This window comes from Bradyrhizobium sp. 35, assembly GCF_023073215.1.
Lineage (GTDB): Bacteria > Pseudomonadota > Alphaproteobacteria > Rhizobiales > Xanthobacteraceae > Bradyrhizobium > Bradyrhizobium canariense_D.
The window spans coordinates 41,695-55,153 of sequence record NZ_JADPJC010000017.1; the positions used below are offsets into that span (position 1 = coordinate 41,695).

At 63.8% G+C, this 13,459-nt stretch carries 9 protein-coding genes; 2 read left to right on the forward strand and 7 right to left on the reverse strand.

The genetic code is table 11. From position 1 onward, the window contains the following. Positions 1-9 precede the first annotated feature (9 nt). A complete protein-coding gene (locus tag IVB36_RS02515) occupies positions 10-1,245 on the forward strand; it encodes an ABC transporter substrate-binding protein (protein ID WP_247390501.1) in 1,236 nt (411 codons plus the stop codon). 117 nt (positions 1,246-1,362) lie between these two features. Here the strand turns inward: IVB36_RS02515 and IVB36_RS02520 are convergent, their stop codons facing one another. From IVB36_RS02520 to IVB36_RS02530, 3 genes are all read right to left on the reverse strand, one after another. Then, positions 1,363-1,848 carry a low affinity iron permease family protein gene (locus IVB36_RS02520; protein ID WP_026232740.1) on the reverse strand — a complete coding sequence of 162 codons (486 nt, stop codon included), beginning with the start codon at positions 1,846-1,848 and terminating at the stop codon, positions 1,363-1,365. A gap of 99 nt (positions 1,849-1,947) precedes the next feature. Further along, a complete protein-coding gene (locus IVB36_RS02525) occupies positions 1,948-3,306 on the reverse strand; it encodes a M23 family metallopeptidase (RefSeq protein WP_198957644.1) in 1,359 nt (452 codons plus the stop codon). 110 nt (positions 3,307-3,416) lie between these two features. Beyond that, entirely contained in the window at positions 3,417-4,109 is a 693-nt protein-coding gene (locus tag IVB36_RS02530; protein WP_247390503.1) for a peroxiredoxin, read from the reverse strand. 204 nt (positions 4,110-4,313) lie between these two features. Between IVB36_RS02530 and IVB36_RS02535 the strand changes: the two genes are divergently transcribed. Beyond that, positions 4,314-8,111 (forward strand): DUF3971 domain-containing protein, encoded by a 3,798-nt coding sequence (locus tag IVB36_RS02535; RefSeq protein WP_204513931.1) that lies wholly within the window; start codon positions 4,314-4,316, stop codon positions 8,109-8,111. A 32-nt stretch (positions 8,112-8,143) separates the two neighbouring features. Here IVB36_RS02535 and IVB36_RS02540 read toward each other — a convergent pair whose 3' ends face one another. From IVB36_RS02540 to tyrS, 4 genes are all read right to left on the reverse strand, one after another. Next, positions 8,144-9,838, reverse strand: a complete 1,695-nt coding sequence (locus tag IVB36_RS02540; protein WP_018454462.1) for a methyl-accepting chemotaxis protein — start codon at positions 9,836-9,838, stop codon at positions 8,144-8,146. Between the two features lie 383 nt (positions 9,839-10,221). Further along, entirely contained in the window at positions 10,222-10,626 is a 405-nt protein-coding gene (locus IVB36_RS02545; RefSeq protein WP_018454461.1) for a DoxX family protein, read from the reverse strand. A gap of 219 nt (positions 10,627-10,845) precedes the next feature. Beyond that, positions 10,846-12,117 carry an MFS transporter gene (locus tag IVB36_RS02550; RefSeq protein ID WP_247390506.1) on the reverse strand — a complete coding sequence of 424 codons (1,272 nt, stop codon included), beginning with the start codon at positions 12,115-12,117 and terminating at the stop codon, positions 10,846-10,848. 57 nt (positions 12,118-12,174) lie between these two features. Further along, positions 12,175-13,428 carry a tyrosine--tRNA ligase gene (gene tyrS, locus IVB36_RS02555; RefSeq protein WP_247390508.1) on the reverse strand — a complete coding sequence of 418 codons (1,254 nt, stop codon included), beginning with the start codon at positions 13,426-13,428 and terminating at the stop codon, positions 12,175-12,177. Between the last annotated feature and the right edge of the window lie 31 nt (positions 13,429-13,459).

A 13,459-nucleotide genomic window follows, 5' to 3' on the forward strand; every position in this document is an offset into this window, starting at 1 on the left:
GAGAGAACGATGCCGGGTCGTCGCAATAGCCTTGCTGCCCTCGCCATTCTAGCTGCCGGCGCGCTCGTCACGACACCGGCCCTGGCGCAGAAAAAATACGACCCCGGCGCCACCGACACCGAAATCAAGCTTGGCAATATCATGCCCTATAGCGGGCCGGCGTCGTCCTATGGCGTGATCGGCAAGACCGAGGCCGCGTTCTTCAAGATGATCAACGACCAGGGCGGCATCAACGGTCGCAAGATCAATTTCATCAGCTATGACGACGCCTATTCGCCGCCAAAGGCGATTGAGCAGGCGCGCAAGCTGGTCGAGAGCGACGAGGTGTTGCTGATCTTCCAGCCGCTCGGAACGCCCTCGAACTCCGCGATCATGAAATACATGAATGCCAAGAAGGTGCCGCAGCTTTTCGTCGCCTCCGGTGGCACCAAGTTCGGGGACCCCAAGAATTTCCCTTGGACCATGGGCTTCCAGCCGAACTACCAGAGCGAGGGGCGCATCTACGCGAAATATATTCGCGACAACTTTCCGAACAGCAAGATCGCCGTTCTTTGGCAAAACGACGACGCCGGCAAGGACCAGTTCAAGGGCCTGAAGGACGGGCTCGGCGACAAGGCTGGCATGATCATCGCCGACAAATCCTATGAGGTCAGCGATCCCTCGATCGACTCGCAGATCGTTGCGCTTCACGATTCCGGCGCCGACATCTTCTTCTCATGGGCCGCGCCGAAAGGCTCGGCACAGGCGATCCGGAAGGTCGGCGAGCTCGGCTGGAAGCCAAAATTCTTCCTCGCCAATACGGCTACCTCGATCGCCTCGGTGCTCAAGCCCGCCGGGCTCGACTATGCCAAGGATATCATCTCGACAGCATATTTGAAGGATCCGACCGACCCGACCTGGGACAAGGATCCGGCGGTCGTCGCGTGGCGCACCTTCATGGATAAGTACTATCCCGAAGGGGACAAGACCAACGCCAACAACCTTTATGGCTACGTCCAGGCGGAGGCGATGGCGCAGGTGCTGAGGCAGTGCGGCGACAATCTCACCCGTGACAACGTGATGAAGCAGGCCACCAGCCTGAAGGATTTTCACACCGACCTGATGCTGCCCGGGATCATGGTCAACACTTCGGCCGACGATTATTTTCCGATCGAGCAGATGCAGCTGATGCGCTTCAACGGCCAGGCTTGGGAGTTGTTCGGCGACGTCATCACCGGTGAGGTCGGCCACGAGCGCGGCCAATAGTCAGGGCTGGCTCCGCGGCGGGCCAGTTGCCTGGTGTGATGAAGACGGGGCGAGCCTGCCGAAGCGTTGCGATTGCGAACGAAGCTGCGCACCTCGTCGTTCCCGGCATCCGTCCGCTTATTCGGTGACGAGATCGGCGGCGCGTTTCGCCTTCTTGCCGGTATTCTTGACTGTCTCGTCTCCGACCTTTTCGGCCTTGGCGCGAAGCTCACATTTGGTGCGGATCTCGTCGAGCTCGTCGTCGGTCAAATGCTCAATTCCCACGAAGGAATTTTGCACCGCGCTCACCCGGATCAGTTCGTCGAGCTTCACCTGAATGGCCGCGCTATCGCGATTCTGGGAATTCTGAATCAGGAAGACCATCAGGAATGTCACGATGGTGGTGCCGGTGTTGATCACCAACTGCCATGTGTCGGAGTAATGGAAGATGGGACCGGTGACCGCCCAAACCAGGATGATGCCGGCTGCAATCATGAATGTCAGCGCTCGCCCGGCCGCTTGAGATGTTCGGTTAGCAATATCGCTGAAGAGTTGAGCCGCGTTGTTACGTGGCTGGTCCGCTTTGCCCTTGGCCGGACGAGCTTTCGTATGGATCTGTTGCATCAGAAGATCGCGCCATTGAGGACCTGCGACCTAACGCGAAGGGAACTCCGAAGTTCCGCCATGTAAACCTGGGACGAGACGAGCGCGCTCTCAACGAGCCTAGCCCGCGCTGAGTCGCACGCCGGCGCGCAAGAACTTCTGCGGATCGACCGCTTCGCCGTCGATCCGGGTTTCATAGTGCAGATGCGGCCCGGTGGAACGGCCGGTCGACCCGACGAGACCAACGACCTGGCCGATTCTCACGATCTCGCCGACCCGGACATTGATCTCGGAGAGATGGCCATAGCGCGTCGCAAGGCCATTGCCGTGATCGACCTCGATCATGCGGCCGTAGCCGCCGGACCAGCCGGCCGAGACGACCTTGCCGTTGGCGGTGACGCGAACGGGATCGCCGCTCGCGGCGCGGAAGTCGAGCCCGGTATGCATCGCAGGCCGGCCGAGGAACGGATCGCTGCGCACGCCGAAGCCGGAGGTGAACTCGACCTCGCCGATGACGGGCTTGCGATAGGGCACGAGCGCGAGCGTGCGATTGAGCCGGTCCATCTCGGCTCGGGTGTTGTTGATGCGATAGAGCTGCTTCTCGAACGGCCCCGAACTGGCGGTGATTTTAACAGGCACGAACGGCCCGCCCATCGCGGTGCGCGGCACGGCGGCTTCGAGATTTGCGAGGTTCAGGCCGAGATCGCTGACGACGCCGCGCATCCGGCGCATGCGCGAATCCATGCCTTCCTCGACGGCGTTGAGCGCCGCCATCTGGCGACGCTCGACCTGGTCCAGCGAGGTCGTGAGCCGAACGACGACGTTGTCGAACCCCTGGTTCTTGGCGAATTGATTGACGGGCGGAGCTGCGAGGGTCGGCGCGCGCGACTCGAGCCGCGCTTCCCGATCCGGCGGCGCCACGAAGATCACGGTGTCGCTGATCGGCGAGGGCTTTGGCGTGCCCTGCGTCGTCTGGCTGGCATCGCCACGCTGCGGGGTGGAGCGGGGAATTGATCCGGTCACGTCCGGCATGGACCCGAGCGCTGTGGCACGGGACTCCAGCGCCGTCTGGCGCTTCATGATCTGGTCGAGCTTCTGGTCAAACTGCTCCTGGTCGAGCAGCTGCCGGCTGGTGGTGCGGTCGACCTTGGCGCGGAGCTCGGCAATGCGGTCCTCATAGGCGTATTGCATCTCGGCCTGCCGGGCGATCAGCCGGGTGAGGACGTCGTCGCGGAAGGCGAAATAGGTCGCGGTTGCGGCCGACCAGAGCCCGAGCAACACGACAGTGCCGACCACGATCCAGAACACCACAGGTCCCAGGCGAACCTGCTTGCCGTGATGCACGATGGTGTAGGCGTCGTCGGTGTCCGGAAGGGGAAGCGCGGTTGCCACTGCGGCGGCACGGCGATGAAAGGCCCGTCCATGGTCGTGCGGGTGATGTTGGGGGTACTGCGAGAGTTGGGCAGAACTTTTCGACATCGGCACTCCCGCGCCGATCGGATGAGTCCGTGCGGCCTAATTGCCGCGGCAATCTGGGCCGGTCATGGTTAATTTTCCGGAAACGGAACCCCTTGAATTTAAATGATTGGTTAAAGGCTCCTTGCGGCTTCCAGCACCTCGTCGGCGTGGCCGTCGACCCGGACATTGCGCCAGATCCGGGCGATCTTGCCGTCGGCGCCAAGCAGCATCGTGGTGCGAAGAATTCCCAGGAAGCTCTTGCCATATATGGACTTTTCGCCCCAGGCGCCGTAGGCCTCCAGCATCTCGTGCGTCTCATCCGAGACGAGGGGCACGCCGAGACCGTGCTTGTCGCGGAACTTGTCCTGAGCCTTGACCGGATCGGCGGAAATGCCGAGCACGGCGGTGCCAGCCTTGGCGAAGGCGCCGGTGAGCCGGGTGAAATCGATGGCCTTCCTGGTGCAGCCTGGCGTGTCGGCGCGGGGATAGAAGAACAGGACCAGCTTCTGGCCGGCATAATCCGACAGCGCGACGACGCCGCCGCCGTCGCGGGGCAGGCGGAAGGCGGGAGCCTTCTGCCCCTCAGCCAAGCCGGCCTTCGCCGCCGTTTCAGGCGCGGATGCCGATTTGGAAGAATTTAACCGTTTCGATGCGGCCTTATGCGATGTTGTCTTTGCTATGGTCCCAGTTGATTTGCTCGCCGGTGTCCGCTGTGTTTTCGCGAGCTTGGTTTGAGTCGCAGCCCGCGCTTTCACGGGCGTCTTTTTAGCCGTCGGAGTGACGGAGGGCGTTTTGGACGATTTCTTTCGGGATTTCTTGGACATACGCCTTCCTTTCGTCGCTTTCGGCGGGTCAACCAAAGCGGTATTGCAGCCCTTTTCCGCTATGCCGGAATCGTGCCCTCGGCGGGGCGAGTCTGACGACGCCGGAGTCTGGTTACAAGGAATTCCACGCACCACCCCACTGCTCGTTGAACGCGCTCCCGGGGCGACATGACGAACAGAAGGAATATTCGAGGTATGGCGGCAATGCCGGCGCGGGAAGCTTCGCTTCCCGTCGACGGCTGCGGCCCCGGCGGCGCTCAATCCCACGACGGGCGCCTGTATCGAGAGGCAATGGCAAGGAATACGTCGCCCCAGGATTACAATCGGGATTTGGATCGGCGCGGCAGCCAACCAGAGCAGCAGCAATGGGACGACGCCGACTGGGATCCGGATCAGGAAGCGGCGGCGGGCCATCGGGCGCGCCGGCTGTTGTCGCGTTCCAATTCGGGCTTCCATCGCTTCGCTGACGGGTTTGGGCCGTTGCGCCGCTGGTTGGGCGGCGGTCGCTGGCTGAAGCGCGTGGCCGTGGTCGTCGGTGTCCTGGTCGTCATCTTCGTCGGCTGTTTCGGCGCGCTGTGGTGGCGGCTCGGCGCCGGTCCCATCAATCTCGACATTGCGACGCCGTGGCTCGCGGCCGCGATCGAGGACAATATCGGTCACGGCAACACCGTGGAGGTCGGCGGCACGCAGATCGAGCGGGCCGGGCGGATCCGCATCGCCGTGCGCATCCGTGATATCGTCGTGCGCGACCACGATCACGTCATTGTCGCCACCGCGCCGAAGGCCGAGGTGAAGCTGTCGGGTGCGGGCCTGCTGATGGGGCATCTGCGCGCCGAAAGCCTCAACCTCGTCGATGCCGAGCTCGCAATCCGGATCGCGCCTGACGGCACCGTCACGGTATCGGCCGGCGACACCGCAAAGCCGCTCGCAACCGGCGTCGCCTCCAAAAGGGACGCGGGACTGCCGCCGACTTTCCCGCGCAACGGTGTGCCACCGCCGCCATTCGCCACCGAGCCTGCGACCTCCGACGCACCGCAAGCCGCGCCCCAGGCCACGTCCCCGACTGGCATTCTTCAGGGCCTCGACTGGCTCGACAGTCTGAGCATGACCGGCCTCGACGGCCAGAATCTCAACGAGATCGGCCTGAAGAACGGCAATCTGATCGTCGACGACCAGCAGCGCGGCAGCAAATGGACGTTTGAGAACATCACGCTCAGCCTGCGCCGACCGAGCCGTGGCGGCGTCGCGCTCAGCCTCGGTGAAGAGGGCGCGCGTCCGTGGTCGTTGCGTGCCACGATCGGCCCCACCGAGAACGGCGTGCGCTCGGTCGATATCCGCGCCGACAAGGTCTCGACCGCCAACATCCTGCTGGCGCTGCGGGTGAAGGACCTCACCTACACCGCCGACCTGCCGCTGACCGGCGAGCTCAAGGGCGAGCTCGGCCGCGACGGCGTGCCGACTTTCTTTCGCGGCAAGATCACGGTCGGTGCGGGCAACATCATCGACACCGATACGCCCGATTATCCGATGGCGATCGACTCGGCCGAGATCAATGTCGAGTGGGACGCCAATCGGCGGGTGCTGGTCGCTCCGTTCAAGGTCCTCTCGGGCGCGAACCGTCTGACGCTTCTGGCTCATGTCGAGCCGCCCAACGGCACCGTGAATGACTGGCAGCTCGGTTTCAGCGGCGGTTCGATCCTGCTCGGCGGCATCGACAACGAGCCGCCGCTGGTCTTCAACCGTATTGCGATCGGCTTCCGCTTCGACACCGACCACAAGAGGCTGCTGTTGACGCAGGCCGATATCTCCAACGGAGAGATCGGCGTCGCCGGCACCGGTGCCATCGACTATTCGGGCGAGCCGCGGCTGACATTGGGTTTCGCGGGAACGCCGATGTCGGCCTCCGCGCTCAAGCGGATGTGGCCGACCCTTGTCGTTCCCGAGTTGCGCGAATGGGTGATCGAGCGGATCGAGCGTGGAACGCTCCAGCGCATCGAGATCGGCGTTAATTCGCCGACGAAGAATCTTCCGCGCAAGGGCCCACCCATTCCCGACGACGGCTTGTCGGTCAATATCGTGGCGAGCGGTGTCACGGTTCGCCCCGTCGATGGCCTGCCCGTGGTGCACGATGCCGATTTGAAGGCGCGCGTGACCGGCCGCACCGCGACGGTGAATATCGGGCAGGGCATTGCCGATACGCCGGCGGGGCGCAAGGTCACGATTTCCGACTTTGTTTTCGAGGTGCCCGATATGGCGCCCAAGCCGTCGCCGTCGCGGACGAGGTTTCGTGTCGAAGGTCCGGTGCCTGCGGCCGCCGAAATGCTTTCCAACGATCGCTTGAGCGATCTGTCGTCGACCGTCATCGATCCCAATACTAGCAAGGGGACGTTCTCGGCGAACGTCCAGCTTGGGCTGCCGGTCAAGGGCGAGCTGACCAAAGCCGACACCACCTACAGCGTTACGGCCGATCTCAACGGTTTTGGTGCCGACAAGCTGGTGATGAACCAAAAGCTGGAGGCCAACAACCTCAAGATCGTCGCGAGCAACCAGGGCTATCAGGTCAAGGGCGACGTCAAGATCAACGGGCAGGCGGCCTCGCTCGATTACCGCAAGCCGGCCGAGGGCGATGCGGACGTCAAACTGCAGACCACGCTGGACGATGCGAGCCGCGCGCGCCTCGGATTCGATCTGGGTCCCGCCGTCAGCGGATCGGTGCCGATCAGGCTGTCGGGCAAGATCGCCGGGGGACCCGACCAGACGACGAAGCTCGGCATCGAGGCCGACCTGACCTCGGTCAAGCTCGACAACATCCTGCCCGGCTGGGTCAAGCTGCCGGGCAGAGCGGGCAAGGCCAGCTTCAAGGTGGTGCCGACGGCGCAATCGACGCGTCTGGAGGACATCGTCATCGAAGGCGGCGGCGCCTCGATCAAGGGGGCGCTCGAGGTCGATGCCAACGGCGAGCTCATGAACGCGAACTTCCCGACCTACGCGCCATCCGACGGCGACAAGGCCTCACTGAAAGTGGAGCGCAGCCAGGACGGCGTGCTCAAGGGTACGATGCGCGGCGACGTATTCGACGGCCGCGGCTTCCTGAAGTCGGCGATCTCAGGCAATTCCAAGGACGATGCCAAGAGCAAGACGAAGAACCTCGATTTCGACATCGACGTGAAGCTCGGCGCCGTCATGGGTTTCAACGGCGAGGCGATGCGCAGCGTCGACGCCAAGATGTCGCGGCGCAATGGTGCGGTCAAAGCCTTCACGCTGAGCGGCAGGATCGGAAAAGACACGCCCGTGGCAGCCGACCTGCGCGGCGGCCGCGCCCAGGGCAACCGCGAGGTCATCTATCTCCAGACCAGCGATGCCGGCAACTTCCTGCGCTTCACAGACACCACCAACAAGGTCTTCGGCGGCCAGATGGTGGTGGCGATGGAGCCGCCGACGTCCGAGCCTACGACACGGGAAGGACTGATCAATGTGCGTGACTTCTCGGTCAAGGGAATGGAGCAACTCGATCGCGTCGCGGCGGGGGCTCCCAACGGCGCCCAGAACGGCGTAGCCTTCACGGCGATGCGCGCGGAGTTCACGCGGCAGAACGGCGCGCTCACGATCCGCGACGGCGTGGTCAAGGGGCCGATGATCGGCGCCACCATCGAGGGCTCAATCGACTTTCCCGGCAACCAGGTTTGTATGAGCGGCACCTTCGTCCCGATGTACGGCGTCAACAACATCTTCGGCCAGATCCCGTTGTTCGGCATCTTCCTCGGCGGCGGCAACAATGAAGGATTGATCGGCGTGACCTACGAGGTCGTCGGCACGCCGGCAGCGCCCGTAATGCGCGTCAACCCGATTTCGGCGATGGCCCCCGGTCTGTTCCGCAAGATCTTCGAATTCAACACCGGCAAACAGAACTCGCCGTTCGAGGAATTCCCGTCGCAGTCGAACGATGGCTCGACCGGATCGACGCGCCAGCTATCGAGCGGCTGCACCCTCGCGCGACGTTAGTGGCGAGGCTACACCTTGGTTTCCGCGCCGCCTTACGCCGCGCGCACGCCCGCCAGGAAAGTCCCGACTTCGCCAGAGAGCTGCTCGGCCTGCTTGGAGAGGTTTGAGGCTGCTGCGAGCACCATGCCTGCGGCATTGCCGGTCTCGTTCGCTGCCGTACTGACGCCCCCGATATTGGTGGTGACTTCCTGGGTTGCCTCGGCCGTCTGGGAGACGCTGCGGGCGATCTCGGCCGTGGCGGCGCCTTGCTCCTCGATCGCGGCGCCGATCGAGGTCGCGATCCGGCTGACCTCCTCGATGGTGGCGGTGATGCCGCCGATGGCGTCCACCGCTTCCTTGGTCGCGCCCTGGATCTGGGCGATCTTGTCGCCGATCTCGCGGGTGGCTTCTGCAGTCTGGCTCGCCAGCGACTTCACCTCCGAAGCGACGACAGCAAAGCCGCGGCCGGCTTCACCGGCGCGTGCGGCCTCGATGGTGGCATTGAGCGCGAGCAGATTGGTCTGCGCCGCGATGCTGGAAATCAGCTCGGCGACGTGCTCGATCTGCTGGGCGCCGTCCGAGAGGGCGCGCACGATGGTGTCGGTGCGGCGGGCGCTGTCCACGGCGCGGCCGGTGACCACGGCGGACTGCGCGACCTGACGGCTGATCTCGGTGATGGAGGAGGAGAGCTCCTCGGCCGCGGCCGCGACCGTCTGGACGCGCTGGCTGGCTTCGGTGGCGGCCGAGCCGACGACGGCGGCGCGGCGGTTGGTGCCTTCCGCGGTCGACGACATCGACTTGGCGGTGACCTCCAGCTCGCCGGAGCCCGAGGCCATCAGGCCGACGAGCTGGCCGACGGAGGCATCGAACCGGTCGGCAAGCGAGATCAGCGCGTCGCGCTTCTCCTGTTCGCTGCGGGTCTTGGTGGCGACCTGCTCCGCCTCCAGCTTGCGGGCCGTCAGCGCGGTCTGCCTGAGCACTTCGAGGGTCTCGGCCATGCGGCCGATCTCGTCGCCGCGACCGGTCTCCTCGACCGCCGTGTCGATGGCGCCTTCGGAAATGGCCTGCATGCGGTTCTTCTGGCGATCGAGCGCGCCGAGCACGTCGCGGGCGATCAGCCAGGACAGTGTCGCCATCAGCAGCATCAAGCCGATGCCAATCGCCCCCAGCTCCAGCGTCAAGGCTCGCACGTCGGCGTCGATGTCGTCGACATAGAGGCCGTAGCTGATCGTCGCGTTCCAGGGCGCGAATTTGCGCGCGAAAACGGTCTTGCGGACGGGCTCCGTCTGGCCGGGGCGGGGGTAGAGATATGAGGTTACGCCGCCCTGAGCAGCCTGGTTGCCGGCCGTTACGATCGCATCTGCGATGAGGACACCGTTGGAGTCCTTGGCGCCCGTGATCTTGCCTTCGAGCTGCTGGTTCGCGCCATTGATCAGGATCGAGGTATCGGCGTTATAGACCACCGGATAGCCTTGGCCGCCATTGAAGCTCATGCGGCGGCCGCGCAGATGGAACTGGATTTTCGCTTCGGCCTGCGTCAGCTTGCCGGCGCCGACCTCCTCTTCGAGTGATTGGGCGAGGTTGTGGAGCATGTCGACCGCGGTCCGCATCTGCTGAACGCGATCCTCCAGCATGCGGCTCTTGCTGAGCACGGACGACACCCCGATGATGGCCGTGACCGTGAGTGCCGAAAGACAGACCATGCTGGCGAGCTTGGTGCGGATCTTGAGGTGACTCAGCAGCTTCATCACGGCCTCGACGGAATGGTTATTGTTGCTCGCGTCGGTAGCATGAAATTCTTACCAATCATGAATGGACGCGTGCGACGGCTGCTGCGCAAGCTGCGTGCGCAGCCGCGTGCGCAAACATGCAGGTCGTCATGCGCTTCTCGGGCGCATGGCGCGTCAACTCGGAGAAAAATCGTGTGGGTCTTTAGTCGCGACCTAATCCGTTGGGAGCGGCAATGAACCGATTCGTTCACCGCCTCATCATGTCGATGCTGCTGGTCGCGGTCCTCGTCCTGGTCTGGAACGTGCTGGGCTCGCGCTGAGATGGCACCCGTGAACATACGGATGCCATCTCTTCATTCGCGAATCAATCGCTGACGCCTCAGCGCCGCGCGAACGCGCCGCTAGTCCTTGCCCATCGCCGCATCGGCGCTGACCGAGCCGCCGCCGGCTGCCGAGAGGTAGAGGCAGGCGAAGCAGAACAGGATCGCCGCGGTGCCACCATTGAGCAGCGGCAGGAACACCGGCGTTTCGCCCTTGAACATGTGCCCCATGAAATAGGCGAAGGCCATCTCACCCGAGAGGATGAATGCCGCGAGGCGGGTAAACAGGCCGATCATCAGCAACGCGCCAAGCACGAGCTCAAGCGTACCGGCTGCGTAGATGATCGGCGGGATGTTTGCGAAGTAGGGAAGCACCGGAAACTTGAACAGCTTGGCGACACCGTACTGGAACAGCAGCAGGCCGGTGATGAAGCGAAACAGGCTCAAGAGAACCGGTTGAAAGCGAACGAGATAGGGAAAGTTCATTGGTTTGTGCCCTCCATCCAATGCTGCGACTAGGACCGCATTCAGTTCCGCCCTGCAAGCCGCCCAAGGGCAATTTGCGCTGACATTTTTGTCATGTCGGACAAAACACCGCAGGAAGGACTTTCAGCCGCGTGCGATCCACATCTTCGTAGCTGTTCGCGTCGTGCCCATCCGTAATTTCCCGGTGACGCGAATGCGCTCAAGTTACCTTCAGGAGACCTACCGCCGCAAGGCGGGCACGACCAGGAACGGGATCATCCCGAGCACCACGCTCGCGAGTGCGAAGGCGAGCAGCGCGTTGTAGCCATGGGTCGCGTCATGGATCAGGCCGCCGCTCCAGGTGCCGAAAGCCGAGCCGAGCCCGCTGCCGATCGAGATGGTGCCGTAGATGGTGCCGACGCGCTTGCCCCCAAAGATCTTCATCGCGGTCGCCGTGATCAGCGGTCCACGTGAGCCCATCATGCTGCCGAAGCAGACCACGAATCCGGTGAGCAGGAGGAAATTGGCGGAGTATTGCAACAGCCACAGCAGGAAGATGCCGAGGATCGAGATCGCGTAGCTGAGCAGCACCGACGGCCGGCGACCGATCAGGCCGTCGAGCGCGGACACGCCTAGCATGCCAAACACCAGCACGATGCCGGAGAAGCCCCAGGCCGTGGCGGCCTGCAGCGGTGGAAAGCCGGCATCGATCAAATAGGCCACGATCTGGGCGGCGATCGCATACATGCCGACCGCGGTGAAGAAGAATGTCGAGAACAGCGCCCAGAAGGCGTGATGGCGCATCGCGCTCGGAAGGGTCCAGCCGTGATCGACGAAATCCGGATCGGTCTTCTTCGCGATCTGCGGCGAGCCCGAGGCGAACAGCCGCCATGGCAGCAGCATGAGCGGCACCAGCAGGCCGAGCGCGGCGAAGCCGAACAGCTGGTAGGTTTCGCGCCACCCCAGATGATCGATCAAAAGCTGCGAGGCCGGCAGCAGCGCCAGCACGCCGCCACCCATGGCCGAGTAGACCACCGCCATCGCGGTCGGGAGTTTTGGGCCGAACCAGCGGCCCAGCAGGATCGAGTTCGGCACATTGCCGATGAAGGCGACGCCAATGCCGACGCAGAGTCCGATCGAGAGCTGGAACTGCCAGAGTGACTGCGCGTGGCTTGCGATCAGGAAGGCCGAGCCGAGCAGCAAAAGGCCCAGTGCATAGACGATGCGCGGTCCGGAATGATCGAACAGGCGCCCGACCAACGGCGCCGTCAGTCCGCTGACGAGCCACGTCAGCGAATAGATCGAGACCACTTGGGCGCGATCCCAGCCAAAGTTTTCCGAGATCGGCTTCAGGAAGACGGTGAAGCTTTCGCTGAGGCCGCGGCCGAGCACGGCGAGTGTGAAGCAGAGCGCGAGCACCACCAGCGCGGTGCGCACGACGCCCTGCGGCGTCGCCGTGACGCGTTCCCTGGTCGCTTGCTTGGACTGTTCCTCTAGCGTGTTCTGGTCCATTGCCGATCAGGGAGCGCGCTTCAGCGCGCCCTGACAAGCAGCGAAAAGCTCATACGCCTATGCAGGCCTCAGGAGGATGTGCTTCTTCTTGCCGAACGACAGCTTGACCACGCCTTCCGGCGTCAGGTCGGCCGCCGACAACGCCATCTTCTCGTCGGTGACGGGCTCGTCATTGACGCGCAGGCCGCCGCCCTTGATCTGGCGCCGTGCTTCGCCGTTGGAGGCAACGAGGCCCGCCTTGACGAAGGCGTTGAGCACGCCGAGGCCGGCGTCGAACTCGCCGCGCGGAATTTCCACGGTCGGCAGGCTCTCGGCCAGCGCGCCTTCCTCGAAGGTGCGGCGCGCGGTCTCGGCCGCCTCGTTCGCTGCGTCGCGGCCATGCAGGAGCGCGGCCGCCTCGGTGGCGAGCACCTTCTTGGCCTCGTTGATCTCGGAGCCTCCGAGCGCCTCGAGCTTCCTGATCTCGGTCATTGGCAGCGTCGTGAACAGCTTGAGGAACTTGCCGACGTCGGCGTCTTCGGTGTTGCGCCAGTACTGCCAGAAATCATACGGCGAGAACTGGTCGGCGTTGAGCCAGACCGCGCCCTGAGCGGTCTTGCCCATCTTGGCCCCCGACGCCGTCGTCAGCAGCGGCGTCGTCAGGGCGAACAGCTGATGCGTGCCCATGCGGCGGCCGAGATCGACGCCCATGATGATGTTGCCCCACTGGTCGGAGCCGCCCATCTGCAAGTTGCAGCCGGTCCGCCTGGCGAGCTCGACGAAGTCGTAGGCCTGGCAGATCATGTAGTTGAACTCGATGAAGCTCATCTCCTGCTCGCGCTCGAGGCGCAGGCGCACGGAGTCCATCGTCAGCATGCGGTTGACCGAGAAATGCCGCCCGACGTCGCGCAGCATCTCGATGTAGTTGAGCTTTGTCAGCCACTCGGCATTGTCGAGCATGATGGCGTCGCTCTTGCCCCCGCCATAGCGCAGCACCTTTGCGAACACGCCGCGGATCGATTCCTTGTTGGCCTCGATCTCGGCGACGGTGCGGATCGCGCGCGTCTCGTCCTTTCCGGAGGGATCGCCGACCATGGTTGTGCCGCCGCCCATCAGCGTGATCGGCTTGTTGCCGGACTGCTGCAGCCAGTGCAGCATCATCATGGTCAGGTAGTTGCCGATGTGCAGCGAGCGGGCGGTGCAATCGTAACCGACATAAGCCGTCGCCTCGCCCTTGGCGGCGAGGGCGTCCAGCCCCTCGAAATCGGAGCATTGGTGGATGAATCCACGTTCCTGCAGCGTGTTGAGGAAATCCGATTTGAATGCAGTCATTTGTCGGCGCGCCTGACAATTCTTGGTTTAC